At 70.9% G+C, this 25442-nt stretch carries 26 protein-coding genes; 5 read left to right on the forward strand and 21 right to left on the reverse strand.

From position 1 onward, the window contains the following. Positions 1-2 precede the first annotated feature (2 nt). Positions 3-428, reverse strand: a complete 426-nt coding sequence (locus B7K22_RS06160) for an OsmC family protein (protein ID WP_159448781.1) — start codon at positions 426-428, stop codon at positions 3-5. 236 nt (positions 429-664) lie between these two features. Here B7K22_RS06160 and metE point away from each other — a divergent pair, with 236 nt between their 5' ends. Beyond that, positions 665-2992 (forward strand): 5-methyltetrahydropteroyltriglutamate--homocysteine S-methyltransferase, encoded by a 2328-nt coding sequence (gene metE, locus B7K22_RS06165; RefSeq protein ID WP_084039082.1) that lies wholly within the window; start codon positions 665-667, stop codon positions 2990-2992. A 137-nt stretch (positions 2993-3129) separates the two neighbouring features. Here metE and B7K22_RS06170 read toward each other — a convergent pair whose 3' ends face one another. The 7 genes from B7K22_RS06170 to B7K22_RS06200 all read right to left on the reverse strand — a co-directional run bounded on the left by B7K22_RS06170 (position 3130) and on the right by B7K22_RS06200 (position 10327). Further along, entirely contained in the window at positions 3130-4728 is a 1599-nt protein-coding gene (locus B7K22_RS06170; RefSeq protein WP_144276265.1) for a leucine-rich repeat domain-containing protein, read from the reverse strand. Between the two features lie 100 nt (positions 4729-4828). Then, positions 4829-5194 (reverse strand): VOC family protein, encoded by a 366-nt coding sequence (locus B7K22_RS06175; protein ID WP_084039084.1) that lies wholly within the window; start codon positions 5192-5194, stop codon positions 4829-4831. Between the two features lie 54 nt (positions 5195-5248). Beyond that, positions 5249-5737: a GNAT family N-acetyltransferase gene (locus tag B7K22_RS06180; protein WP_084039085.1), complete on the reverse strand. Its 489-nt coding sequence runs from the start codon at positions 5735-5737 to the stop codon at positions 5249-5251. Positions 5738-5797: 60 nt separating this feature from the next. After that, on the reverse strand, positions 5798-7060 hold the full coding sequence (locus B7K22_RS06185; RefSeq protein ID WP_084039086.1) for a cation:proton antiporter: 1263 nt from the start codon (positions 7058-7060) through the stop codon (positions 5798-5800). Positions 7061-7063: 3 nt separating this feature from the next. After that, positions 7064-7543: a cation:proton antiporter regulatory subunit gene (locus B7K22_RS06190; protein ID WP_159448782.1), complete on the reverse strand. Its 480-nt coding sequence runs from the start codon at positions 7541-7543 to the stop codon at positions 7064-7066. Between the two features lie 127 nt (positions 7544-7670). Further along, positions 7671-8567 (reverse strand): phosphotransferase, encoded by an 897-nt coding sequence (locus B7K22_RS06195; RefSeq protein WP_144276266.1) that lies wholly within the window; start codon positions 8565-8567, stop codon positions 7671-7673. Positions 8568-8644: 77 nt separating this feature from the next. Beyond that, on the reverse strand, positions 8645-10327 hold the full coding sequence (locus tag B7K22_RS06200; RefSeq protein WP_084039089.1) for an ABC-F family ATP-binding cassette domain-containing protein: 1683 nt from the start codon (positions 10325-10327) through the stop codon (positions 8645-8647). 65 nt (positions 10328-10392) lie between these two features. Between B7K22_RS06200 and B7K22_RS06205 the strand changes: the two genes are divergently transcribed. Further along, positions 10393-10818: a hypothetical protein gene (locus tag B7K22_RS06205; protein WP_084039090.1), complete on the forward strand. Its 426-nt coding sequence runs from the start codon at positions 10393-10395 to the stop codon at positions 10816-10818. A gap of 4 nt (positions 10819-10822) precedes the next feature. Here B7K22_RS06205 and B7K22_RS06210 read toward each other — a convergent pair whose 3' ends face one another. From B7K22_RS06210 to B7K22_RS06220, 3 genes are read right to left on the reverse strand one after another with little or no spacing between them, the layout of a single operon-like run. Next, positions 10823-11389: a GNAT family N-acetyltransferase gene (locus B7K22_RS06210; RefSeq protein WP_084039091.1), complete on the reverse strand. Its 567-nt coding sequence runs from the start codon at positions 11387-11389 to the stop codon at positions 10823-10825. A gap of 33 nt (positions 11390-11422) precedes the next feature. Next, entirely contained in the window at positions 11423-12001 is a 579-nt protein-coding gene (locus B7K22_RS06215; RefSeq protein WP_159448783.1) for a TetR/AcrR family transcriptional regulator, read from the reverse strand. Continuing rightward, positions 11967-12821 (reverse strand): redoxin domain-containing protein, encoded by an 855-nt coding sequence (locus tag B7K22_RS06220; RefSeq protein WP_084039093.1) that lies wholly within the window; start codon positions 12819-12821, stop codon positions 11967-11969. Before B7K22_RS06220 ends, B7K22_RS06215 begins: the two co-directional genes overlap by 35 nt. A 102-nt stretch (positions 12822-12923) precedes the next feature. On the opposite strand from B7K22_RS06220, the gene B7K22_RS06225 reads away from it, so the two are divergent. Then, entirely contained in the window at positions 12924-14036 is a 1113-nt protein-coding gene (locus B7K22_RS06225; protein ID WP_084039094.1) for a DNA topoisomerase IB, read from the forward strand. A gap of 20 nt (positions 14037-14056) precedes the next feature. Here B7K22_RS06225 and B7K22_RS06230 read toward each other — a convergent pair whose 3' ends face one another. Then, positions 14057-14971 carry a phosphotransferase gene (locus B7K22_RS06230; RefSeq protein WP_084039095.1) on the reverse strand — a complete coding sequence of 305 codons (915 nt, stop codon included), beginning with the start codon at positions 14969-14971 and terminating at the stop codon, positions 14057-14059. Between the two features lie 246 nt (positions 14972-15217). Continuing rightward, on the reverse strand, positions 15218-15625 hold the full coding sequence (locus B7K22_RS06235) for a MerR family transcriptional regulator (RefSeq protein WP_084039834.1): 408 nt from the start codon (positions 15623-15625) through the stop codon (positions 15218-15220). A 133-nt stretch (positions 15626-15758) separates the two neighbouring features. Here B7K22_RS06235 and B7K22_RS06240 point away from each other — a divergent pair, with 133 nt between their 5' ends. Then, positions 15759-16826 (forward strand): aldo/keto reductase, encoded by a 1068-nt coding sequence (locus B7K22_RS06240; RefSeq protein ID WP_084039096.1) that lies wholly within the window; start codon positions 15759-15761, stop codon positions 16824-16826. 101 nt (positions 16827-16927) lie between these two features. Here B7K22_RS06240 and B7K22_RS06245 read toward each other — a convergent pair whose 3' ends face one another. From B7K22_RS06245 to B7K22_RS06260, 4 genes are all read right to left on the reverse strand, one after another. Then, positions 16928-18160 carry a Dyp-type peroxidase gene (locus B7K22_RS06245; protein ID WP_084039097.1) on the reverse strand — a complete coding sequence of 411 codons (1233 nt, stop codon included), beginning with the start codon at positions 18158-18160 and terminating at the stop codon, positions 16928-16930. 6 nt (positions 18161-18166) lie between these two features. Continuing rightward, complete coding sequence (locus B7K22_RS06250; protein ID WP_084039098.1) at positions 18167-18736, reverse strand: copper chaperone PCu(A)C; 570 nt, start codon at positions 18734-18736, stop codon at positions 18167-18169. Between the two features lie 107 nt (positions 18737-18843). Next, complete coding sequence (locus B7K22_RS06255) at positions 18844-19452, reverse strand: hypothetical protein (protein WP_084039836.1); 609 nt, start codon at positions 19450-19452, stop codon at positions 18844-18846. 34 nt (positions 19453-19486) lie between these two features. Continuing rightward, positions 19487-20665, reverse strand: a complete 1179-nt coding sequence (locus tag B7K22_RS06260) for a MalY/PatB family protein (RefSeq protein WP_084039099.1) — start codon at positions 20663-20665, stop codon at positions 19487-19489. Between the two features lie 105 nt (positions 20666-20770). Between B7K22_RS06260 and B7K22_RS06265 the strand changes: the two genes are divergently transcribed. Then, on the forward strand, positions 20771-21814 hold the full coding sequence (locus B7K22_RS06265) for a hypothetical protein (protein ID WP_144276269.1): 1044 nt from the start codon (positions 20771-20773) through the stop codon (positions 21812-21814). Here the strand turns inward: B7K22_RS06265 and B7K22_RS06270 are convergent. The 4 genes from B7K22_RS06270 to B7K22_RS06285 all read right to left on the reverse strand — a co-directional run bounded on the left by B7K22_RS06270 (position 21811) and on the right by B7K22_RS06285 (position 25417). Continuing rightward, on the reverse strand, positions 21811-22194 hold the full coding sequence (locus B7K22_RS06270; protein ID WP_084039101.1) for a hypothetical protein: 384 nt from the start codon (positions 22192-22194) through the stop codon (positions 21811-21813). The two genes, B7K22_RS06265 and B7K22_RS06270, sit on opposite strands and share 4 nt — an antisense overlap. 35 nt (positions 22195-22229) lie before the next feature. Next, positions 22230-23072 (reverse strand): RimK family alpha-L-glutamate ligase, encoded by an 843-nt coding sequence (locus B7K22_RS06275; RefSeq protein ID WP_084039102.1) that lies wholly within the window; start codon positions 23070-23072, stop codon positions 22230-22232. Continuing rightward, on the reverse strand, positions 23069-23857 hold the full coding sequence (locus B7K22_RS06280) for a phosphotransferase (RefSeq protein WP_084039103.1): 789 nt from the start codon (positions 23855-23857) through the stop codon (positions 23069-23071). Before B7K22_RS06280 ends, B7K22_RS06275 begins: the two co-directional genes overlap by 4 nt. Positions 23858-24139: 282 nt before the next feature. Next, positions 24140-25417 carry an MFS transporter gene (locus tag B7K22_RS06285; RefSeq protein WP_084039104.1) on the reverse strand — a complete coding sequence of 426 codons (1278 nt, stop codon included), beginning with the start codon at positions 25415-25417 and terminating at the stop codon, positions 24140-24142. Positions 25418-25442: the final 25 nt, after the last annotated feature.

The following is a 25442-nucleotide window of genomic DNA, read 5'->3' on the forward strand; positions in this document are numbered from 1 at the left end:
GCTCAGGTGGTCTTGAGCGTCACCGGCACGCCGGCGGCGACGGTGCGCGACACGGTGCAGGTGCGCTCCTCGGCGGCCTTGAGCGCCGCGCCCACCCGCGCACGCGCCTTGTCGCCGGCCTCGCCCTCGGGGAACGCCACGTCGAACAGCACCTCGATGTCGCGCAGGATCGCGGGCGTCGAGCCGCCAACCTTCTCCGCTGTCGCGGTGACGTCGAACTTCGTGGGCTCCGCGCGGCGGGAGGTCATCATGTCGAGATCCGTCGCGGAGCAGCCCGCGATCGCGACCATCAGCAGCTCGACGGCGCCGAGCGCGCCGTCCACGTTGTAGCCGAACCGGTACTCGGCGCCATCCATGTTGCGGGCGACGTAGACGCCCTCGGCCTCGCGCGTGAGGGTGACCTGCTTGGGAGTGATCTCTTCAGCCATGGCTCCATTCTCCCATCGCCGCCGGGTGTCACCTCTCCGGCCACAGGTCGCAGCGCGCGACATCGCTCTCCGCGGCGGAGGGTGCGCCGTCTCACGATGTGGACGCAGCGTCTCAGGCGTCGGTGGTGACTGAACCGGCAACGCGCTAGAATCGCGAGAGCACGCATCGGCGCTGACTGCACGCGTCGACCAAGCGCAATGGCGAGCCCGCCGCGCACCAACCTCCATGAGGACTCATGACTGACACCACGAATGCTTCTGCCCCTGCGCCCGCCTTCCCCGGCGGCACCATTCTCGGTTACCCGCGCATCGGCCGAATGCGTGAGCTCAAGCGGGCACTCGAGCAGTTCTGGAAGGGCGCGACCTCCGAGGCCGACCTCGAGGCCGTCGCCGCCGAGCTGCGAGCGGCCAACCGCGACCGCCTCGCCGCGCTCGGCCTGGGCCGCACTGACTCGTCCATCCCGAGCAACTTCTCGTTCTACGACCACGTGCTCGACGCCGCCGTCGCCTTCGGCGCCGTGCCCACCCGCTTCGCTGACCTGCGCGACGAGGACGGCTCCGTCGACCTCGCGGGCTACTCGACCATCGCGCGCGGCGTGGGCGACAAGGCCCCGCTCGAGATGACCAAGTGGTTCGACTCGAACTACCACTACCTGGTGCCCGAAATCGGCCCCGAGACCCGCTTCGCGCTCTCCAGCACCCGCTGGGTCGACGAGTTCGTCGAGGCCAAGGATGCCGGCTTCGTCACGCGCCCGGTCATCACCGGCCCGCTGACGTTCCTCTACCTCTCCAAGCCCAGCGACGATGCGCCCACGGGCTTCCAGCCCATCGAGCGCCTCGACGACCTGGTCGCCGTGTACGTCGAGCTGCTCGCCGCGTTCAAGGCGGCGGGCGCGGAGTGGGTGCAGATCGACGAGCCCATCCTGGTTCAGGACATCGACGCCGACCGCGCGGACGTGCTCGCGAACGCCGCCAAGGTGTACGAGGCCCTGGTCTCGGCGGAGAGCCGCCCCGCGCTGTTCGTGGCCGCGCCCTACAACGACCTGGGCGACGCGCTCCCGGTCCTCAAGGACGCTGGGGTCGACGCGATCGGCATCGACCTGGTTCGCGGCGGAGTTCCGACGGGCATCGACCTCGCGGGCACCACGATCGTCGCCGGCGTGATCGACGGCCACAACATCTGGCGCGCCGACCTCGACGCCGCGCTCGCGAAGGCCGATGCGGTCGCCGCCCTGGGCGCGACCGTCACCGTGTCCTCGAGCACCAGCCTGTTCCACGTGCCGCACACGCTGCAGGGCGAGGAGCACCTGGGCGAGGAGCTGCTCAGCTGGCTCGCGTTCGCGGACGAGAAGGTCGCGGAGATCGTCACTCTCGCGACCGCGAGGGCCGAGGGCGAGGGTGCCGTCGCCGGCGCCCTCGGCGAGGCCCGCGCCGCGCTCAAGGCCCGTGCTGAGCACCCCGGCACCAACCGTGCCGACGTGCGCGAGGCGATCGACGGCGTCGAGCCGAGCCACTTCGAGCGCAGCCCGTACGCGGTGCGCGCCGCCGCTCAGGAGAACCGCTTCCACCTGCCCGAGCTCGCGACCACGACCATCGGCTCGTTCCCGCAGACTCCCGAGATCCGCAAGGCCCGCGCCGCGTGGGCGAAGGGTCAGATCTCGGACGCGGACTACGAGCAGGCGATGAAGGACGAGATCGCCTCCGTGGTGAAGCTGCAGGAGGACCTGGGCCTGGACGTCCTCGTCCACGGCGAGGCCGAGCGCAACGACATGGTGCAGTACTTCGCCGAGCTCCTCGAGGGCTTCGATGTGACCAAGAACGGCTGGGTCCAGTCGTACGGCTCGCGCTGCACGCGCCCGTCGATCCTGTGGGGCGACGTCGCTCGCCCCGAGCCCATGACGGTGCGCTGGGCGCAGTACGCGCAGTCGCTGTCGGACAAGCCGGTCAAGGGCATGCTCACGGGTCCGGTGACGATCCTCGCGTGGTCGTTCGTGCGCGACGACCAGCCGCTGGGCGACACCGCCAACCAGGTGGGCCTCGCGCTGCGCCAGGAGATCGCGGACCTCGAGGAGGCCGGCATCGGCATCATCCAGGTCGACGAGCCCGCGCTGCGCGAGCTGCTGCCGCTCAAGAAGGCGGACCAGGCCGCGTACCTCGACTGGTCGGTGAACTCGTTCCGCCTGGCCACGTCCGGCGCGAAGGACGACACGCAGGTCCACACGCACCTGTGCTACTCCGAGTTCGGCGAGATCATTGACGCGATCGACGGCCTGAACGCTGACGTGACCTCGATCGAGGCCGCCCGTTCGCGCATGGAGGTCCTGCCCGCCATCCGCAACCACGGCTACGAGCGCCAGGTGGGCCCCGGTGTGTGGGACATCCACTCGCCGCGCGTGCCCTCCACGCAGGAGGTCACCGAGCTGCTGCAGTTGGCCAAGGACTCGATCCCCGGCAAGCAGCTGTGGGTCAACCCGGACTGCGGCCTCAAGACCCGCGGCTACGAGGAGACCACGGCGTCGCTGACCAACATGCTCGAGGCCACTCGCGCGGTGCGCTCCGCGTAGCGCACGACGGCGTCATCAGGGCCCGGCTCCCCTTGGGGAGCCGGGCCCTGTCGTCGTCCATGGGGCCGATGCGCGGGCTGAGTACGGCGCGGCAGCGCCAGTCGAGCGGCGGGTCGCCGCCATGCGCGAGACCGCGCCTAGGCGTCAGCGCCGGCGCGGGAGCGGCGTCGGACCATCCACACCACGATCGCGACGGCCACGACGAGCGCGCCCACCCCGAGGAGCACGAGCTCGACGGTCTCGATGCCCGTGGCCGTCTGCTCGAACTCGCCGGAGAACACGAAGCCCTCGGGCGTGACGGTCTGCCATGCGCCGGTCGCCACGCCCCGCGACGTGTACGTGGCGGTGTTGGCGGACGGGTCGTACTCTTCGTCGGTCGTCGACAGCGGAACCGTGGATCCGTCGATGCTCGTGACGGGATTGGCGAACTCCGTGCGCAGGGGCACGTCCTCCCAGGTCACCGCCTGGAGCTCGAACTCGGCCGTGGTGAGCGACGTGAGCGACGCGAGCGGCGAGAGGTCGCTGATCGCGTTGGCGGACAGGTGCAGCTCGGTGAGCGCGGTCAACCCGGCCAGGGGAGTCACGTCGGACACGGCGGCATGGCTCACATCCAGCGTGGTCAGGCTCGTCAGGCCTGCCAGGGGCGAGAGGTCGGCGACGTCGGTGCCCCCGAGCTCGAGGTCGGTCAGGCTCGTGAGGGAGCTCAGCGCCGAGATGTCGCTCACGGGGGTGTTGGTGGCGACGAGCGACGTGAGGCTGGGCAGCGACGCGAGCGGCGAGAGGTCGTCGACGTCCGTCTCCCACACGGCTAGGTGCGTCAGCTCCGGCAGGCCTGCCAGGGGCGCCAGGTCTGCCACGTCGGTGTGGAAGAGGTGCAGCCTGGAGAGCGACGTCAGCGAGCTGAGCGGCGACAGGTCGCGTATCGCGGTGTCGTTGGCGTGGAGCTCCTCGAGAGCGGTGAGCGAGGCGAGCGGAGTCAGGTCGCTGATGGCGGTGTCTCCGATGGCCAGCCTGGTGAGGCCGGTGAGCGAGCTCAGGGGTGCGACGTCGCCGACGGCGGTGCGCGTCAGCGTCAGGTCGGTGAGGCCGGTGAGGGAGCTCAGCGCCGAGACGTCGCTGACGGGCGTGCGCGCCAGGCTCAACGTGGTGAGTCCCGCGAGCGTCTCGAGCGCCGAGATGTCGCTGATGCCGGTGCTCGCGAGGCTCAGGCTCGCAAGAGACGGGAGCGAGGTCAGCGCCGAGACGTCGCTGATGGCCGTGCCTCCGAGGCTCAGGCTGGCCAGATCTGTCAGGCCCTTCAGCGGCGACAGGTCGTCGACCGAAGTGCTCGCCAGCTCCAGGGACGTGAGGGCGCTCAGGGTCGCGAGCGGCGAGAGATCGTCGATGGGGGTGAACGCCAGGTTGAGATCCGTGAGTCGGGCGAGCGAGGCGAGCGCGGACACGTCGCTGAACGCGTTGAGGCTGAGGTTCAGCGCGGTGAGGTTCGTCGCGTGCTCGAGGCCCACGATGCTGTCGATCTCGGCGCCCGAGCAGTCGAGAGACGTGAGCGTCGCGAGCTGCCCGGGCGCGACGTCCGCCGCGGGGTCGGCAGCCAGGGCCACGTTGACGCATCTGCGCAGGTTCTCGTCCGGCACCGTCATGTCCTGAGCCTGCGCGGCGGGGGCGCTGAGGAGCGCGGCCGCCGCCACGAGAACCGGGAGCAGCGCTCTCGCGCCGCTGCGAATCACTGACTGCATGGGCGTCACCCTACTGTGCGCGCAGACGGCTCGGGCACGCCTCCCTGGGCACGGCGCGCGACCTGAGCCGGCCGCACGTCGCGCACCTCTCGCGCGGGCGTCACCGCGGCGACAGCACCCCGATGAGGTTGCCCTCGGTGTCGAGAAACCGGGCCCAATAGCCGCTGGTCGCGTCGACGGTCTGCTTGGGCTCCACGATCTGGCCGCCCGCCGCCGTGACGCGGTCGAGCACGTCCTGCAGGTCATCCCCGCCATCGAAGTAGACCAGCGTGCCTCGATTGCTCGGAGTCCAGTCTCTGCCCTGCGCCACGGCTCCGATCGGGCCGTCGGCACCGGGGATCAGCGACTTGGGCAGGCCGTCGCCGATGTCCTCGGGGATGAGCTCGGCCTCGAGCACGCGCTCGTAGAAGGCGGTCGCGCGCGCCAGGTCGGAGGCGGGGATCTCGAACCAGTTCACGGCAGCCATGTGAACAGTGTTAACCGCGCCGGCCCAGAGCGCAAGGGCACGGCGTCGGGGTCATCAGGGGATCGGGCGCTGCAGGTACGCGACGTCGATCCAGCGGTCGAACTTGCGGCCCACCTCGGTCAGGACGCCCACGTCGCGGAAGCCCACCGCGCGATGGAGCCCGATGGATGCCTCGTTGGGCAGCGCGACGAGCGAGATTGCCGAGTGCGCGTCGGTGCTCTCGAGCCGCTCGAGCAGCGCCGTGTAAAGCGGCCGCCCTAGGCCGCGCCCCCCGTGCCCCTGAGCGAGGTAGATGGTGGTCTCGACAGAGTGGAGGTAGGCGGCGCGAGGGCGGTAGGGCGCGGCGTACGCGAACCCGACCACCGCATCGGCTTCGAGCGATACCAGCCAGGGGAAGCCCTGTGACTGGACCTTCGCGATCCTCGCGCCCATGTCCTCGACAGCCACCTCGTCGTACTCGAACGTGATGACGGTGTCCCGCACGTAAGGGTTGTAGATGGCCGCGATGGCGGCGGCGTCATCGGGGGAGGCGTCGCGAATCATGGAGACATTGTGCAGGGCCGATGCGCAGGCCGGGTTCACGTCGACGCGCAGCCCTCCGCATCAGGCCAGGGGTCGGTGCGGAGGCACGGGTTTGTGCTCGGGGATGGACTTCCACGCGCTCTGGCCGCGCAGCCTTGGCGACGGGATGCGGTCCGCGAAGCGCATCAGCAGCGAGCCGGCGACCGCGAGGATCAGCACGTAGGCCGCGGCGAAGGGACCCAGCTGTGACTGGGCGCCGGCGGCGACGCCCAGCCCCGCGATGACGATCGAGAACTCCCCGCGCGGCACGAGCGACAGGCCGGTGCGCCACTGGCCCTTGGGCCCGATCCCGTTGCGCCTGGCGGCGAACACCCCGGTGTAGATCTTGGTGATCGCGGTCACGACGGCGAGCCCCAGCGCTGGCAGCAGCACCGGCAGCAGGTCGCGCGGGTCGATGGTGAGACCGAAGAAGACGAAGAACAGCCCGCCGAACACGTCGCGCAGCGGCGGCAGCAGGCCGCGGACGTCGTCCGCGACCTGGCCCGAGAGCGTCAACCCCAGCAGGAAGGCGCCCACGGCGGCGGACACCTGAACCGCATCGGCCAAGCCCGCTACCAGGAACGTCAGCCCCAGGACGGTGAGCAGCAGCAGCTCGCGCGAGTGGGAGTGGACCAGGGCGGACACGCGCTCGGACAGCTTGATCGACACCACGAAGGCGATGGCCACGAGGCTCAGCGCGATCGCGGCGGCGACCGCCCCCTGGATGAGCGTCGCGCCCACCAGCAGCACCGCCATGAGCGGCAGGAACACCGCCATGACGATGTCCTCCATGACCAGCAGGCTCAGCAGCACGGGCGTCTCGCGGTTGGCGACGCGGTCGAAGTCGTCCAGCAGCCGCGCGATGATGCCGGACGAGGAGATGTAGGTGACGCCGGCGAGCAGCAGCGACGCGGTGAACGACCAGCCCATCATGAGGCCGACGGCGAACCCCGGGACGCCGTTAGCGACGCCGTCCACGAGGCCGGCCACCCAGTTCGATCGGAGGCCGTTGCGCAGGTCCAGGGGCGAGTACTCGAGGCCCAGCAGCAGGAGGAGCAGCACCACCCCGATCTCCGCGCCCACCTCGAGGAACTCCTCGCCGGCGCTGACGGGGATGAAGCCGCCATCGCCCATGAGCAGCCCCGCGAGCAGGTAGAGCGGGATGGAGGGGATGCCGATGCGCTGCGCGAGCCGTCCCAGCAGAGCCAGGACGAGCAGGATGATCCCGAGCTCGATGAGCACCGAGCCGGCATGACTCGGCTCCGGCTCGGGGAGCACCTCGAGTGGCAGCGCGGCGGCGAGCATCGGCTAGCCCGCGAGGATCGCCGTCGCCTGACGCACCGCCTCGGTGCCGCCCATGACGAGCACCGTGTCGCCCGCCTTGAGAATGAAGTCCGGCTCGGGCCCGGGGATGCCGGTCGAGCCGCGGATCACCGCGACCACGGAGGCGGATGTCTCCGTGCGGATGCGTCCGGCTCCGATGGTGCTGTCGGTGAGCCCGCCTGACTGGGGCATGGTCACCCACTCGATCGCGAGGCCCTCGACCATGTGTCTCAGCGAGTCGAGCCTCGCCGTGATGTTGGTGCCGCCCAGCAGCTCGGCGACCTTCGACGCGTCGCCCTCGGACAGCTCGACGGTGCCGCGACACGAGTCGGGATCCTCGCGGTCGTACAGGGCGATGTCGCGCTTGCCATCGCGTCGCACCACCACGCCCACGTGGTCGCCGCCCTCGGCCTGGAACTCGTACCGGACACCGATGCCCGGCAAGGGAGTCTCGTAGATGTCCATGGGCATCAGTCTGCCACCCTCCTTCCGTGCGCGAGTTGGGCCCAACTCGCGCACGAAGGGCCTTAGGCGAGCGAGTTGGGCCCAACTCGCGCAGCTCAGGGGCGATGCGGCCGATGCGGCGGCTGGCTCAGGCCTCGTGCGCCAGCTCGAGCTCGATCAGGCGCTCCCAGGCGACGCGCAGCAGGAACGGGTCGTCGACGTGGATGTACTTGAGCGCCGCCCACAGCTCATAGGCCGCCGCGCGCGTCGCCGTGGCCGGCGTGATGGGTCCATAGCCCGTCCAGAACTCGTCCCTCGAGTCGATGGGCACCATGGTCGACGCGAAGCCCAGGTCGCCCGCCACGTCCCCCGCGCCAAAGTTGTGCCAGAGCAGGATGCCCGCGAAGTCGCCCCGGTCGGACATGATGGCGCGCGGCTCGAGGCGTCCGTGCGTCCACGAGGGCGCCACGTCGACCGGCGCTGACGCGCCGGCATCGTAGGCGGCCCGCACGGAGGCCTCGTCGATCACCCGGTTCTCGGGAGCGCCCTTGGCGACCGCGAAGGAGAGCATGAGCTCGAACTCGGCGCGCATCGCTTCCAGCCCGATGCCGGTCACGGGGTTGATGGGCGCCTGGCGGGGAGCGCCCTCGTGAATCTGCCTGATCGCGGCTCCCAAGGCGCGCACGGAGGACCCGTGCAGCGGCACGAAGGCGCTGGACGACGCGGAGATCCACCTCACCAGCGTCCAGTGATAGGGAAAGCCATGGCCCGGCACGCCCCTCGCGATGGGCAGACTCGCAGGGAACGACCACCGTGCTGCCTGCGCCGCGACGAGCTCGGTCACCCGCGCGTAGGCCGCGTCCTTGTCCGAGGTACGAGGGAAGATCGCGCCATAGTCGTCGCCGATCCGGATCGCGAACTGATCCTCGAGCGTGTAGCGCCGTCCGAGCTCTTCGTGTGCGAATCGAGGGAACTGCTCGTCGATCAGAGCGCGGGCCATCTCGTCGGAGATGTAGATCGGCCGCTCTCCCTCGCTCCCCAGCATGGTCGTCACTGTAGCGGCGTTCTCGTCCCTCGATGTCCGCTTTGTCCCTCCCCGGCGGGCGCGGCGGTCGGCGCGGATCAGCGCGCGCGCTCGACCCGCCCCAGGTCCCAGCGCGGCTCCGCGCTCTCCGTCACCACGCCATCCGCGCCGAACAGCAGGAAGCGGTCGAATGAGCGCGCGAACCACCGGTCGTGCGTCACGGCGATGACGGCGCCCTCGAAGGCCGCGAGGGCGGCCTCGAGCGACTCGGCGGACTCGAGATCGAGGTTGTCCGTGGGCTCGTCGAGCAGCAGCAGGGTCGCGCCGGCGAGCTCGAGCAGCAGCACCTGGAACCGCGCCTGCTGGCCGCCCGACAGGGTGTCGAAGGACTGATCCGCCTGGCCGCCCAGGCCGTAGCGATCGAGCGACGCGATCGCCGCCTTGCGCACGAGTCCGCTGCGATGCTCGTCGCCGCGGTGCAGGATGTCGACCAGGGGCTTGCCGTGCCACTGTGGGTGCGCGTGCGTCTGGGCGAACCACCCTGGCCGGACGCGCGAGCCCAGGCGCACGGTGCCCGTGTGTGCGACGGGGTCGGGGCGCACGTCGCCCACGGGCTGGTGCTCGACGTCAGGGTCGCTGCCGCCCGCGGCGAGCAGCCGCAGGAAGTGCGACTTGCCCGAGCCGTTCGAGCCCAGCAGCGCGACACGGTCCCCGAACCAGATCTCGGCGTCGAAGGGCTGCATGAGGCCCGTGAGCTCGAGGCGCTCGACCACGACCGAGCGCTTCGCCGTGCGCCCGCCCCCCAGCCGCATCGACACCGACTGCGCGAGCGGCACCGGCTCGGGCTTGCCCGCCTCCTCGAACTTGCGCAGCTTGGTCTGCGCGGCGGCATAGCGGGAGGCCATGTCGGGCGAGATCTTGGCGCGCGCCTGCATCACCCGCACGTTCTCCTTGATCCGCTCGTGCTCCTCGTCCCATCGGCGCAGGTCCTCCGCGAGCCGCTCGTTGCGCGCCTCGCGCGCCTCGCGGTAGGTCGACCACGGGCCGGCGTGGGTCCAGAGGGTGTTGCCGTTCGCATTGGTCTCGAGCGTCGCCACCCGGGTGGCGGCTCGGTCGAGCAGCTCCCGGTCGTGGCTGACGAGCACGATGGCTTTGCGCGACGCGATGAGCTGATCCTCGAGCCAGCGCTTGCCGGGCACGTCCAGGTAGTTGTCGGGCTCGTCGAGGAGCAGCACCTCGTCGTCGCCACGCAGCAGCGACTCGAGCGCGAGACGCTTCTGCTCGCCGCCGGAGAGGGTCGTGACCTTGCGGTCCCGCGCCCGCTCGAACGGGACGCCCAGAGCGGCCACCGTGCACACGTCCCACAGCGTCTCGAGCTCGTACCCACCGGCGTCTCCCCAGGCGATCACCGCATCGGCGTAGGCCATCTGATCCTTCTCCGCGCCCGTCTCGTGCATGCGCGACTCGGCTGCGGACATGCGCGCGGCGAGGTCCCGCAGCTTCTCCGAGGCCAGCGACAGCAGCAGGTCCGCGACGGTCGAGTCGTCGCGCACCGAGCCGATGAACTGCCGCATCGCGCCAAGAGAGCCCGTCACCGCGACGGTGCCGTCGTCGGCCTTCAGGTCGCCCGTGATGAGGCGCGTGAGGGTGGTCTTGCCGGCGCCGTTCGGTCCGACGAGCGCGACCACGTCGCCGGCGCCCGCCTTGAACGAGACGTCGCGCAGCAGCACCCGCCCGTCGGCCAGGGTGAAGTGAACGTCGCTGAGCTGGAGGTGTCCCACCGGTGAAGTGTAGGGCGGCATGGCCGCGCGCACTCGAGTGCCTCTGACCCGATAGCCTGCGACGCATGAGCGAACGAGCATCGGCCGTCATCGTCGACCTCGACGGGACCCTCGCCCACATGGGTGAGCGCCACCCCTTCGCGACCAGCGGCTACGACCTCGACACCCCCAACAACCCCGTGATCGAGGTGGTGCGTTCACTGCACCTCGCAGGCCACACCATCATCATCGTGTCCGGACGCAAGGAGGTGTCGCGCACCGAGACCGAGTGGTGGCTGGGCACCCATCTGCCCGTCCCGTTCGAGGGCCTGCACCTCCGGCCCGACGACGACGATCGTGCGGACGGCATCGTCAAGCGCGAGATCTACGAGCGGGAGATCGCACCGCACTTCGAAGTGCTGTGCGTGCTCGACGACCGCAATCACGTGGTCGACATGTGGCGCGACGAGCTGGGGCTCACGTGCCTGCAGGTGGCGCCGGGAGACTTCTAGCTCGCTAGTCCTGGGCGCGCCGCGCCTTCCACTCGCGTGCCAGGAGTCCGTACATCGCGTCGTCGGAGACCTCGTCCTCGACCCAGTAGCGCTCGCGGCGGATGCCCTCGGGGATGAAGCCGATGCGCTCGAGCACCTTGATGGAGTCGACGTTGTGCGGGTGGGTGGAGGCCTCGACGCGGTGCACCTCGAGGTCGAACACGGCGTAGTCCACCAGGCGCGCCGTCGCCTCGGTCGCGTAGTAGTGGCCGCGAGCCCACGGGTGCAGCGTGAAGCCCACCTCCGCGGTGCGGCCGTTCTCGGACAGGTGGATGGCCACGTCGCCCAGCACCTTGTCGTCGCGGCGGCGCACCACGGCCAGCTGGTACCAGTGGCCGGGCTGCGGGCCGGGGCGGCTCGTCACGTCCTGGATCAGCTCTCGCGCTCGCTCGACCGGGTACGGAGCGCGCCACGCCTGGTACTGCGCTGTCGTCGTGTCGGAGCGGCGCTCGGCGAGGTCCTCGGCGTCGTCGAGCGTCATGGCCCTCAGGACCAGGCGTTCGGTCACCAGCGGCTCGAACGACGTCTCCATGTATCGACACTAGTCCGCGGCGGCATCGGCTGCTCAGCGGGTCAGGCCCGCGAGGCCGCTCGCGCGCAGCCGCGCAAGCCTTGTCGTGTCGGGAGTCGCCCCGGCGAGGGCGCGGTTGAGCTCCGCCCCCTGCAGTGCGCCGATGAACTGCTCGGCGCGTGCGGGAGCGTCGTCCTCATCGCCGTCGACCTCGGCGATCAAGGGTGTCACCAGGCCAATGACGTAGTCCACGACGGTCTGATTGAACGCCCGCCCGAAGTCGGGCGACTCGTTCGCGGTGCCGATGACGAACCGGTACATCGCGAGGCATCTCTCGGAGAAGAGCACCTGCTGGTAGGCGGCCGCGAAGTCGGCGAGCCGCTCGAAGGCGTCGCCGTCGCGGGAAGTCGCCTCGCGCATCGGCCCGATGACCCGTTCGAGCTCGAGCTCCATGGCCGCGCGAGCGAGCCCGTCCCGGCCTCCGAAGAACTTGTAGAGGGTCTGCTTGGAGGCTCCCGCCGCGGCGGCGACGTCGTCGATCGAGACGCCGAAGCCGCGCTCGAGGTAGAGCTCGAGCGCGGCTGCGGCGATCGCGTCCCTACGCGTGTCGCCTCGCGCTCCCGATCCCCTCACGATCGATGACCTCCAGGTAGACGGACGGCTCGGGGCGGATGCGGTGGTCGTCCGCGTGATGCAGCCATGCGACCGTGCCGTCCTCCCGAGTGATGATGACGGTGGGGACCACCGTATCGCCGCCGGTGCCGCCGTCGTACGTGACCGGGGTGCCGCCGGACTGGACGATGTCGAGCGCCTGCGCCGCGGCGCCGCCAGCGTCGACGTAGAAGTCCATGGGCGCGTCGAACCGACGTGAGAGGGCCTCGGTCTCTTCGGCGCGTCGGTTCGAGATGAGCGCGACTCGCACGCCCCGCGAGGAGAGCTCGCGGTATTGGTCGGCGATCGCGGTGATCTGCGCGACGCAGAACGGGCACCACTCGCCGCGATAGAACAGGATCACGTGAGGCTGGTGGGTGAGCGCCGCGGAACCCACCTCCTCGCCCTCGACGGTCTGGAGGGGGAAGGCGGGCAGCGGTGCGCCAAGCGCGACCACGGGCGACGGCGTGTGCTGTCGTGCGAACCACGCGGTGTAGCCCAGCGTCGTCGCCAGGCCCGCGGCCCCGATCGCGCCTGCGCGCCAGTCCGCGGTGAGGGCGGCCGATGCGCTGGCCGCGCTGAGCCCGTACAGCCACCAGGGGTGGCGGCGGAAGCGTCGCACCCTGGCCGCGGGGAGGGCCTTGGACGCGCCGATGAGCCCGAGCGCGAGCAGCCATGGGATGGCGCCCGCGAGCGCGCGCCAGCCGGCGGGGCCCGTGGCCAGCCATAGGGACGCGGCCACGGCAGCGAGCGTGAGGAGGCCAGCGGCCTCCACGTAGATGCGGGTCAGGCGTGTTCTCATGATGAACTCCTTCGGTGAAGTGTACGACTGCGTACACTTTAGCGCGGGAGCCCGCCACCGCATTCCCGGGACTTTCAGAGGCCCGCCGCGCGTTCCCCCCGCATGCCGCGACTGCGCCGTTCCCGCCCCTCCGAACCCGGGTTCACGCGCCGCCGTGCCGGCTCGGGCTGGACGTATCGAGACCAGGCCGGCGCGCGCATCGGCGACCCGGAGGTCATCGAGCGCATTCGAGCCCTCGTCATCCCTCCCGCGTGGACGGACGTGTGGATCTGCCCGTGGCCCAACGGGCATCTGCAGGCGCTCGGCACCGACGAGGCCGGCAGGCGCCAGTACCTCTACCACCCCTCGTGGCGCGAGCGCCGCGACCGCGCCAAGCATGAACGCGTGCTCGACGTGGCAGCGGGGCTGCAGGCAGCGCGCGCCGTCGCCGATGCGGACGCCGCGCGCGGCGACATGTCCCGCGAGCATGTGCTCGGCATCGCCTTCCGACTCCTCGACCGCGGACTGTTCCGCGTGGGTGGAGACTCATACGCCGCGGACAACGGCTCGTACGGGCTGGCGACGCTGCGCCGCGACCATGCCCGCGTCACCGACGAGGGCGTGGTGTTCGACTACGTCGGCAAGTCCGGCAAGGAGCAGCACGTCGTGGTCCGCGAGGACGCCATCGCGCAGGCGGTCACCACGCTCAAGCGGCGCTCCGGCGATCACCCCGAGCTGCTCGCGTGGCGGGAGCCAGGCTCGCCCGCCGTCTGGCACGACATCGCGAGCGACGACATCAACGAATACATCCAGATGGTGGTCCAGCCCGACGCATCCGCGAAGGACTTCCGCACCTGGCACGGCACCGTCATCGCCGCGCACGCGCTCGCGGGCGCGGGAGACGCGTCGGAGATGAGCGTGACGGCGCGCAAGCGGGCCGTGGCGGGCGCGATGCGCGAGGTCGCCGCACAGCTGGGCAACACCCCCGCCGTGGCACGAGCGTCCTACGTCGATCCACGGGTCATCGACCTCTGGGAGGACGGGCACTCGATCGCGCCGGTCGTCGAGGCTCTCGGCGAGCACGGGGAGGACCTGTCCCCCGGCGCTCGCGACGTGGCGATCCAGGCCGCCATCGAGACCGCCGTCATCGAGCTGCTCACCACCTCACCGGTCGCGCTCGACGCGAAGCTCCGGCGCGAGGCGCGGCGCGCTCGCCGCATCGCGGCCGCGGCCTGAACGGCGCGTCGGGGGATCTGTCAGGCGCGCTCGATCGCGATGAGCTCGCCTGTGGCCCGCAGCCCGGCGGAGCGGTACGGCTCGTCCGCGATGCACGCGAGCGTGACCGCGTAGGCCGCGGCACGCGCGAGCACCCGCGTGCGCCCGGCGCTCCCGGCTCCCACCCGCAGGGTGCCCTCGGCCGTGCCGTAGGCCTCGAGCAGCGCAGCCGCGTGGTCCGCTCCTACGAGGGTCCACGCCTGGCCCAGATCGGTCGCCGGGTCGCCCGCCGCCGAGTCGCCCCAGTCGAGAATGCCCGCAAGTCGACCATGCATCGTCAGCACGTTGCCCCCGTGCAGGTCGAGGTGAGTCCAGGTCGGGTCGGTGTCCTCGGTGGCGGCGCCGGCCTCGAAGAGCGCCCGGAGCGCATCGGCGTCGCGTGCCTCGATGGCGCCCTCGTCGCCCAGGCCCGTCACGCGCGCATCGAAGACCTCGGCAACGTCGGCGAGCGTGCCGCTGCGGAAGGGGTTGAGGGGGGCGTTCGCCGGGGGCCGCCTGTGCACCTGCGCTAGGGCCGCTCCCAGATCGCGGGCGCCGGCGTCGCTCAGCGGCTCGTCGAAGGCGCGAACGCCCTGGAGCCACGGCACCACCGACCAGCGCCACGGGTACCCGCACCCGGGCTGGCCTATCCGCACCGGGACCGGCGCGGGGAACGTCCAATCGCGGCGCATCTGAGGGAGCCAGTCGAGCTCCACCGCGGAGATCTGCGCGCCCATCTCGCGGCGGGGAAGTCGCACCGCATGCGTGGCGCCCAGCCGAAAGGTGGCGTTGTCCCAGCCGTCCATCCGCTCGCCGACGGTCTGCTCGGCGAGGTCGGGGTGCTGCTCGGTCAGCAGCGCGCGGACGAGGTCGGCGTCCAGGTGGACCTCCGCCTCGGGGGTGCGCGTCGTTGTCACGCCTTCAGCGTAGGCACGGTGGCCGCCAGGTTGACGCACGCCTCGCCGCGCGTTCCGCCACCCCTGTCATCAGCCGCAGGTTGGTCACTCTGGCGGAGAATCGCGGCGCATCCGGCGAGACCTGGTCACGTGTGGCACGTTCGGCGGTGGGCACCGTCAGCACGGTCGCGCCGCAACGCGCGCACGGAACTGCCAACCTTCGCGGCGCGGGGGCCGGAGGGCCGTACAAGCGACCAACCGTGGAGGTCAGGCGCGGACGTTGCCCGTGATGTCCTCCGGCACGGCGTCCGCGGCGGCGAGCGCGCCGCGGTAGTAGTCGAGCTTGTGCTCGAGGCGTTGCAGGTGCTCCCTGTCGGCCGCCATGCGCGCCAAGAGAGCCTCGCGGTAGTGGGCGAGGACCGCGACGCGGTCAGCGATGGTGTGGTCGCCGGCGTGCGTGAGGGCGACGAACTCCTTCATCTCACGAATGGGCATGCCCGTCGCGCGCAGCAGCTGCAGGAATCGGATTCGACCGACGTCGTCCTCGGAGTAGCGGCGATGGCCGTTGGCAGCCTTCGCCACCGGGGCGAGGAGCCCCTCGCGCTCGTAGTACCTCAGCGTGTGCTTGGAGCAGCCCGTCTCTCGCGCGGCGTCGTCGATGGTGAAGGACTCCATGCCGACACCGTAGGACTTCGAGTGCACTCGAAGTCAAGAGCATGACATGACCTGTTGACTTCGAGCGCGCTCGAACTCCTAGCGTCGAATGCGAGCGGCGCAACACGCGCCGCCCCGACCACCAGGAGGAGTCATGACCACGACCATCACCGCCACCAGCGCGACCAGGGTGAGTGACAGCGACGTTCACGTCGTGCCCATCGCCCTGGGCGCGATGCTCATGGGCACCCGCACGCCGGAGGAGGAGTCGCGCCGGATCCTCGACCACTACCTGGGCGAGGTGGCGCCGCGGTTCGCCCGCCCCGATGGCACACCCGCGCTCGCGATGATCGACACCGCCGACTGCTACTGCTGGTGGGAGGCGCCGGGCGAGGAGGGCGGCCACAGTGAGAGCCTCCTCGGCCGATGGATGGCCGATGCGGGAGCCAGGGACCGCATCCTTCTCGCCACCAAGGGCACGGGGTGGGTGAACGGCGTCGAGAACGCGTGGAAGGACGGCGAGGCCGACTGGGAGTACGCGCGAGCCCACTTCGCCGGCGCTTCAGCGCCCGTGCTCGAGCGCAGCGTCGAGGCGTCCCTCGACAGGCTCGGCACCGACCACGTCGACCTCTACTACGTGCACGTCGACGATCGCTCGACGCCCCTCGAGGAGTCCTTGGAGACCCTCGCGGGCTTCGTGGCCGACGGGCGCATCGGCGCGTATGGCTGGTCCAATGTGCGCACGTGGCGGCTCGCGCAGATCCGCGCGCTGTGCGCGGCGAACGGGTGGCCGCAGCCCGTCGCATTGCAGCAGCAGCACTCGTACCTGCACCCGCGGGCAGGGCTGCGGCACGGGTCAATCGTGAGCGACGAGCAGCTCGACTACCTCGAGTCTCACCCCGACCTGCAGCTGGTCGCGTACTCGCCCATCCTCAAGGGGCTGTTCTCCGAGGCGGGCAAGCGGGGCGACGACTTCTGGGCGATGGGAAACTACGCGGGTCCTGATGCCGACGCTCGGCTCGCAGCCGTCGATGACGTCGCGCGCGAGACGGGCGCCACCGGCAATCAGGTGGTGCTCGCGTGGATGCTCGCGCAGGACGCGCCGCGCGTGCTGCCGCTCATCGGGCCCCGGACCTACGACCAGTACCGCGAGAACATCGCGGCGCTCGACGTGGAGCTGACCACCGACCAGGTCGAGCGCCTGGACGCGGCGGGGGCCTAGCCACTGGCCCGCCTTCGCGCTGGCAGGTCCTCAGTGCCCGATTCGGCGTGCGATGAGCACTGAGGACCTGCTGGGGCGCGAATGCGGGGGATGCGGCGCGGCTACGCGAGCAGCGTGTCCCCGATGAATCCTCCGGGCGAGCAGCCGGGCGGGATCGCGAACACGGCGGACCCGATGGGCGTGGTCCACGTGTTCAGCAGGTCCACCTCCGCGAGGCGAGCCTGGATGGGCGTGAACTGGCGCGCCACGTCCGCCTGATAGCTCGCGAAGATGAGACCGGACTCCGACACCGATTCGCCGGACGGCGCCAGGTCGTAGTTGTAGGAGCGCCGAAAGATCACCTCGTGGTCCTCCACGGGGCGCGCTCGCGCGATGTGAGACACCGGCGAGATCACGGTCAGGCCGGCGGCGTTGACCGCCTCGAAGTCGGGCTCGTCGGACTCGCGTGAGCCGGTGAGCGGAGCCCCGTCGTGGAGGCGGCGCCCCACGGAGAATCCGCGCGCGACGGGGTCGACCTCGTCCCACGTGTCGAGGTCCAGCCGGGTGCGCCGGATCACCATCGAGGTGCCGCCTGTCAGCCAGCGATCCGAGCTCCACACGACGCGATCGAACTCGGGCGTGCCGGGCTCGGGGTTGGTGGTGCCGTCGATCTGGCCGAACAGGTTGCGCATGGTGGTGCCGGACGCCTCAGACCCGTATGCGCGTCGGAAGCCGTCCTGACGCCACCGCACGGTCGCGAAGGCGCGCGAGTCCTTGAGGAGCATCCGCACGGCGTGCGCCACCGTGACGGCATCATCCGCGGACACGACCATGAGCAGGTCGCCGCCGTTCCACGCATCCTCGAGGGCGTCGATGCCGAAGGCGGGCAGCGGCGCGAGCCACGACGGGACCGCGGTCGCACCGCCCGCACGACGCACCAGCTCGGGGCCGAACCCGAACGTCACCGTCAGCGCAGCAGGGACGGAGGCGAGCTCGGGCTCGGTGTCCGCGAGCGCACCCTCTCCCGTGGTCAGCCGAGCCGCGTCGTCGGTGAGCAGGCGCATCATCCGGCCGAGCGCGTCGGCGTTCGTGCTTGGCAGGAGGTCGAGCGCCACGAAGGAGGCCTGCGCCGCGATGGGGGTGTCGATGCCGGCCTGATGCACGCCGTGGAACGGCACGGTGCGCTCGCCGTTGAGTCCCACGGCGTCAAGCTCGGCCTGGCGCGACTGCGGCAGCGCGCCCGTGCGATCGGCGGCGAGAGCGATGGCCGCACCGGCACCGGCGGCCGCACCTCCGAAGAGGAGCGACCGCCGGCTCAGACCGGAGCGGCCAGTCTGGGCCTGATCGTCAGTCATCGACGATCAGTGGTCGTGACCCTCGTGGTCGCCATGACCCTCGGCGTCGTCGCCGTGGTCCATGTCGCCGTGGTCCATGTCGCCGTGGTCTCCCTCGTACTCCTCGTTCGCGCCGGAGAACTCCTTCGCGACCGCGGTGAACTCGAAGGTCTCGCCGTCCTCGAAGGACAGCGTGAAGTCGACCTCGGCCCCCACCTCGATGGGCTCCTCGACGCCCATCAGCATGATGTGGTTGCCGCCGGGCTCCATGAGCAGGGACTCGCCGGGCTCGATGGTGAAGCCGGCCTCCTTCTGCTGCATCATCGCGGCGCCGTCGTCGCCGGTGACGGTCTCGTGAAGCTCGATCATGGGTGACGCGTCGGTGGACGCGGCCACGAGCACGATCGCCTGGTCGGTGCCGTTGGTCAGCTCGCCAAAGGCCGCGGTCATCCCCTCATCGACCGCCTTGACCCAGGGGTCGGTGATGGTGATCTCGCCGGAGTCTCCGGCAGCGTCGTCGGACGCGGAGGCGCATCCTGTGAGCGCCGCCACTGTCAGGGCGGCGAGCGCTCCGAGGCGCGTGGTGGTGTGAAGCATGGGTGTCTCTCTCTGTCTGCTGAGCGCGCGGACGCGCTGAAGGGTGGAAGGCATCGGGCTGCGCCGATGCGCCCGGCCGGTTCCATGGGGAACGCCGGGGCTGTTGCTCAGGCCGAGAGAGCGGGCGGACCGCGAACGGTGCGGACGCCACGAGCGTCGTCGCGGAGAGGACGGGCGGACGATGCGGGGGCAAGGACCCGCGGTCGCCTCACCGAGGGTGCCGAGTGGGTCGGTACGACGGGGAGGATGCGCGCGCGCAGCCACTCCAGTCCGCGGGCGGCGCGCGCAAGGAGCCACGCGGCGTGGTGGAGCGCGACGGTCGTCACGATGGCGGCGACGATGTGCGAGGCCATCATGAGCGCGCCGCCGTGCGATGCGTGCGCGGCGCCGCCGGTCACCACCATCTCACCGCCGGCCGCGCCGGCCCCGCGGTGCGCATGGCCGGGGTCGGACACGGCCGGCGTGCCCGAGCCGAGCGTGAACAGGGTGTGGAACAGTGCCTGGCTGAGGGTCACGGCGACGGCGCGCCGCCACAGCGACAGAGGGCGGCCAGCGAGCTGAAGGCACACGGCGAACGACAGTCCGAGCGGCACGAGCACGCCCGCGGCGGCGGGGACGTGCCCGCCCGCGACCACGTGGGAGCCCAGCGCCACGAAGGTCGCAACGGCGGCAGCGAGCGCCGCGCGTGCGATGCGTGGGTCGCGGCTCCGGGACATGGGCATATTCTCACACGCCGTGGAGCGCCGTGGTTCAGCCCTGGTGCGTCGAGGCCCCCATGCGTCGCACGGCCTCGGTGATGATCTCCGGGTGGGTGGCGATGTTGAGTCGCACGTGGCCCGCGCCGCCGGTGCCGAAGGTCGGACCGGAGTTGACGGCCACGCGAGCGTGCTCGAGGAAATGCGCCGAGGGATCGCCTTCGATGTCGAGCTCGCGGCAGTCGATCCACGTCAGATAGGTCGCCTCGGGCAGACGGTAGCCGGCACCGGCCAGGTGCTCGTCGATGAGCGTCGCGAGGAGCCTGCGGTTGTGGTCGAGCCCTGCCAGGAGCGCGTCGAGCCACGGTTCGCCATCGCGGTAGGCGACGGTCTGAGCGAGCACTCCGAAGTGCGTGGGCCCGTGATGGGCTGATCGCGCGTACCGCGCCAGCTCGGCCGTCACCCCCGTCCCGCCGACGACGATCGCGGCCGGAATGCCAGCCAGGTTCCATGACTTCGACGCCGCGTGCAGCGCGAATCCGGACTCCCCGCCCGGGACCGACAGGTAGGGCACGAACGCGTGGCCCTCGTAGACCAGCGGCGCGTGGATCTCATCCGACACCACCGCCACCCCGTACTGATCCGCGAGCGCGGCGACCCGCGTGAGCTCGGCTCGCGTGTGCGTGACGCCCGTCGGATTGTGGGGGTTGCACAGCAGGTAGGCGGCCGCGCTCCCGCCTGCGGTCGCGGCCGCGAAGCTCTCCTCGAGGGAGGCGAGGTCCAGGCGCAGGTCCTCTCCCAGCGGCGCCTCGGTCACCACCCGCCCCTGCGCGCGCAGGTACGAGTAGAACGGCGGATAGACCGGGCTGTTGACGATGATCTGGTCGCCGGGCTCGGTCACCGTGCACAGGATGTCGGTGTAGCCGGTGATGACATCGGCCACCGTGGTCAGCTGGCCGGGAGCGATGGACCACCCCCACCGGGACTCGGCGAAGGACGCGAACGCCTCCGTGTACGCGTCGCCGGCGGCGTAGCCCAGGTCGCCCTCGGCCACCGCCTGCTCGAGGGCCTCGCGGATGGGCGGCGCGAGCGCGACGTCCATCTCCGCGACCCACAGCGGCAGCACGTCGGGGTCGTACTTGCGCCACTTCGCGCTGGTCCGGCGGCGCAAGTCTGCGAGCGTGACCTGGGTGAGTGGGTTGGGGTGAAGCTGTTCGGGGGCAGGAAGGGCCATCGTCACACTCTGGCAACGGCGCCCGGGCGACGCAAGTGCGCGCCCGAGCGGGCGCATCGGCGCGGAAGGCACGGGGCCTGTCTTCGCTGGCATAGCCTGGCGTGCATGCGGAGACTGCGAGGAGATGAGGGCCGCTTCCCCATCGGAGCCGTCCTGGCGGTGCTCGCGGTCGCCGGAGTCGGGTACGGCGTGTACTGGTTCCTGGGCGACCAGGGCTACCTTGGCGAGCCTCAGGCGGAGGCGTCGGAGACGACCGAGGCCATGGGTGAAGGCGAGGACGACACCCGTCCGGAATGGCTTCAGGACACCGACCGTCAGCTGCCGGGCATCGTGGTCCCTGAGGACGACCGCATGCCCGAGGCTCGCAACCTCGAGCCGTGGATCTGGGACCAGGTGGACGAGGACTGGGGCCTCACGGTCGTCCGCGTCGGCGAGGGCGACCAGTACACCTGGTTCTCCGACGTCCAGGAGCTCTACCTGGTCTCGCCGTCAGACGACCATTTCAAGGTCGCGGAGTTCGACACGACGGTCAACCGTGACGTCGTGCACTGGGATCCCGAGCTGCTCACCTCGTGGATCAAGCGCAGCGACGGCGCGGCCTGGGAGCAGGTGATCGAGTTCGACCTGCGTGACGAGGAGAACACCTACGACTTCGCGGCGTCCGCCGTCTCGAGTGCGAACAGGGTCGAACGGGGAATCGCGAACATCGACGTCATCGGCGTCCAGCCCGATGGTCTCGAGCTGTGGGTGTCCTACGACGAGCGCGGCGACGCGACCGGGGTGCTGTGGCGCGACGGCGAGGAGTGGATCGGCAGCCTGGTCGACAGCGAGATCAAGCGGAAGGTGCAGCAGGGCTTCTCCGAGGATCGCGGGCTGCCGGCCTGGTTCGACCATGTGACGGGCCGTGCCGTGTATCACGGGCGGTACGTCGACCCTGACCTGGGCACCGTGACCGAGCATGTGTGGCTGGTCCACGATCTGCTCACGGACTCGGTCACCGAGGCCGTGGTGGACGTGCCCGCTGCGGGCTGCAACCCGCTGGGCGGGGGCCACGGCGGCGAGTTCGAGGGCGACCGGATCGTGGCCGTGTGCGACGGCACGGAGTGGCTGCTCGACCCCTATGCCGGTGGCGAGGCCGTCGAGCGCTAGCTGAGCGCGCCGCGCTCGCGCAGCGCGGCGAGCAACGTGTCGCGGAAGCGCGTCACGTCGCCCTGGACCGCCTCGAGCGCCTCGGGGCCCAGTACGACCTCCCACGAGCCATCGAGACGCGCGGCGACCAGCGCGAGCTCCTCGCCCGCCATGGCGTCACGAAGCTCGAGGTCCAGCTCATTGCGGTGCAGCAGCCGCATGGGCGCGGGAAGCGTCGCGGCCATCCGGTCCCACTCTGGCTTGCGCCGCACCGGCGAGTGCGTGACGTCGCACAGCGCGCAGTGGGCTCGCCCGAGCATGTGGCCGATGACGTACGCGACCTCGCCGCGCACGCCGCCGTCCGCGTCATAGACGCCAGCAAGGTCGGTCAGCTCTGTCATGCCCGCTCAGCCTGCTCGGCCACTTCGATGCGCCGTCAGTCCAGCAGCGCGCGGAACGCTGCGGCCGCCCTCTCGGGAGCGCCGTCTGACACCCCGAGGAACAGGCTCGGCTCCGTCAGCTCGAGCTCCAGCAGCACGGGCCCCTCGTCGCCGGGGAGCAGGTCGACCCGGATGTAGGCCAGGCCTTCGAGACCCGCGACCACGAAGTCCGCGAGCTCGCGCTCCGCGGGCGTGGCCTCCGTCGCGACGACCTTCTCGTCCGCGTACAGGCCCGTCGACCAGGACATGCCCTGCGACAGGATCGCCGCCTTGCGCGCCGCGTGAGAGAACTCGCCATTGAGGTAGATCAGCGCGGTCTCGCCCGCAGCATCGACGGCGGACAGGTACGGCTGGATCATCGCGGTGCGGCCGCCTTGGTGCAGCTCGGCCAAGTGGGCCGATGCCCCGGCTGGGTCGTCCTTGAACATCTTGGCTCCCCAGGAGCCTGCACCCACCGAGGGCTTCACGACCACGTGGCCCTCAAGGGCCTCCGGCGGTGCCGTCTCACCCGGCGCGAGGAACGTGGTGGGCACGGTCGGCACGCCACGCCCGGCGAGATCCAGCAGGTAGCGCTTATCGGTGTTCCAGCGCACGGTTTCGAGGGGGTTCATCAGCCGAGTCACGGCACTCACGCGCTCGGCCCAGGCGAGGAAGTCCTCCAGGTGCTCGGTGTAGTTCCAGGTGCTGCGCAGCACCACCACCTCGTACGAGGCCCAGTCCACGGCCGGGTCGTCCCAGCCCACCAGCTCCGCCTCGGGCAGAAGGGGAAGGAGCAGCTCCTCGTCCGCATCGGGGACGGGCAGCTCGACGGTGGTGGCGATGGCGATCCGGGGGGTCATGCCTCGAGCGTATCGAGCAGTGCGCCGCTCGCGATCCAGCGCGCATGCGCCCGATACATGATGCCGTCGCGCAGCCGGTCCGGGTCGGTCTGCTGATCGCACCAGTCGGCCATCGCCTCGAGCCGCTCCGGCAGGCGCGCGAGCACCGCATCGGCCGTCGTCGCCCGCCCCTCGACGGCTCCGTACGCGTCGCAGAAGAGCCCGAGCCGTCGCTGCTGCTCGGCGTGGCCGAAGCGCGACCGATCCGCGCCCTCCCCGTCAGCGACAGCATCGTCCCTGTGCGGGCTGAGCGGGACGTACCGGTACGCCGTGTACGCGAGATCCCACGCGCGTGGTCCCGGGTAGCAGAGGTCGTAATCGATGGCACTCACCCACGCGCGCTCCCGGAACACGTGGTTGTACGGCGCGAAGTCGACGTGGCAGATGACCTCCTGCGGCTGCTTGCCCGGCTGCCACCACCAGACGTCCGCGTCGCTGCGCGGGAAGCTCGCGGTCGCGTCATGCCAGCGACGCAGCTCGCGCGCGACGGTGAGCAGGATCGCCTCGTCGAACAGCCATTCCGGCTGGTCGTGGACCACGTCACCTGGGATGAAGTCGAGCACCTCGCGGCCCTGATCGTCGAAGCCGTGGACCCGCGGCACCCACGTCACGCCCTGCGAGCGGACGTGCTCGAGCAGGCGGTGGACCGTGGGGGCCTGCGGCCCGGCCGTCCTGTGCACCCGGTCGCCCGAGCGCACCACCGCGGCGTTCATATTGCCGGCGGTGAAGATCTCGTCAGGCTGCATGGCACGAGAGTAGGCGGCCATGCCGCGGGTTGCCCGCCCGGGGGAAGGAGGGACGGGCGGGCGGGTCCCGGCGCACAGTGGTCCGGCCTCGGCGCCTCCAGGGGGAGGGGGGTGAGGCGCCGTGGCCGGAAGGGGGCGACGCAGGCGATCTCGTCCCCGGATGATCGCCTGCGTCACTTCGGTGGCGGCGACCTCGGTGGCGCCTCTCGACTCTTCCACGATAGGGGCGCCCTGTGCACCCCGCACGGGACGTTGGTCCCGCGATGGGCCTGCCGTGTCCGGCTACACGTTGGGAGGCGTGAACGGCTGCTCGACCCACTCGTCGGCGTCACGCTGCGACGGCGGGTGCACGTCCTCGGCGTCCGCGATGCCCGGCCTCTCGGTGTCCCGGCGAATGACGGGCGCCGCCACGAGCGCCATGCCCACCATCGCAACGGCTGCGCCGGCGGACGTGTACAGACCAGCGTGCGCGCCCACATTGTCGACCAGGTAGCCCGCGATCCAGGCACCCGACGCCACTCCCACGCCCATGCCGATGCGCAGCCACGACATGCCCTCGGTGATCTGGTCGCGCTTCACCACGCGCTGCACGATCGTGTCCGCGTTGGTGAGCGTGGGCGCGATGGCGGCGCCCGCGAAGAAGCCGATGATCGCGAACACCACCATGCCGCCTGCGAGGGTCAGGATGCCGAATCCCACCGCGAGCACCACGGTGCCGATCACGGTGCGCTTCCACAACGGCATCGACCAGTGGCGCGCACCGTAGAGCAGGCCGCCGGCGAACGAGCCGGCGGACACGATGCCGAGCAGCACTCCCGACAGCGTCTTGTGGCCCAGCTCCTCCGCGAAGCCCACGACGGAGATGTCGAACGCCCCGAACATGGTCCCGAGCCCGAGGGCGATGAAGGCGGCGCCGAGGACGGCGGGCGGCACCCTCAGCCCCAGGCTCGACCCCCCGGAGGCTCCCCGAGGTGCAGGCTCGGTCGCCCGCAGGGACAGCAGGATCAGCAGTCCCACCACGGTGCCGATGGTCGACACCACGAGCCCGGCTGGCGCCCACACCGCCGTGGCGAGGATGGTCGCGAGCGCTGGACCTGCGATGAACAGCACCTCGTCGAGCACGCCCTCGAGCGCGAACGCGGTGTGAATGTCCTGGTCCGAGTCGAGGATGTTCGACCACCGAGCGCGGGTCAGCGAGCCGAGGGGCCCCGACAGCGAGGCGACTGCGACGGCGATCCACAGGATCCACTCGGCGCCGTTGTTCACGGCGGCGACGATGCCGATGGTCGCGCCGGTCACGTGCAGTCCGAGCAGCGGCAGCATGGCTCGCCGCTGACCGATGCGGTCCACCAGCCGGGACGTCGGCACCGTCTGGAGAGCCCACACCACAATGCCTATCGCGGCGACGCGGCCGGCCATCTCGTAGCTGTCGTACTGGATCTGCACCATGAGGATGAACGAGATGTTGAACATCGACATGGGCAGGCGCGACAGCAGGCCCGCGAAGGCGAAGGCCTTCGCGCCGGGGTGGTTCAGGATCGAGCGATAGGGAGCGAGCACGCCCTCATCGTCTCACTTTCCAAGT

The sequence above is a fragment of the Demequina sp. NBRC 110053 genome (assembly GCF_002090095.1).
GTDB lineage: Bacteria > Actinomycetota > Actinomycetes > Actinomycetales > Demequinaceae > Demequina.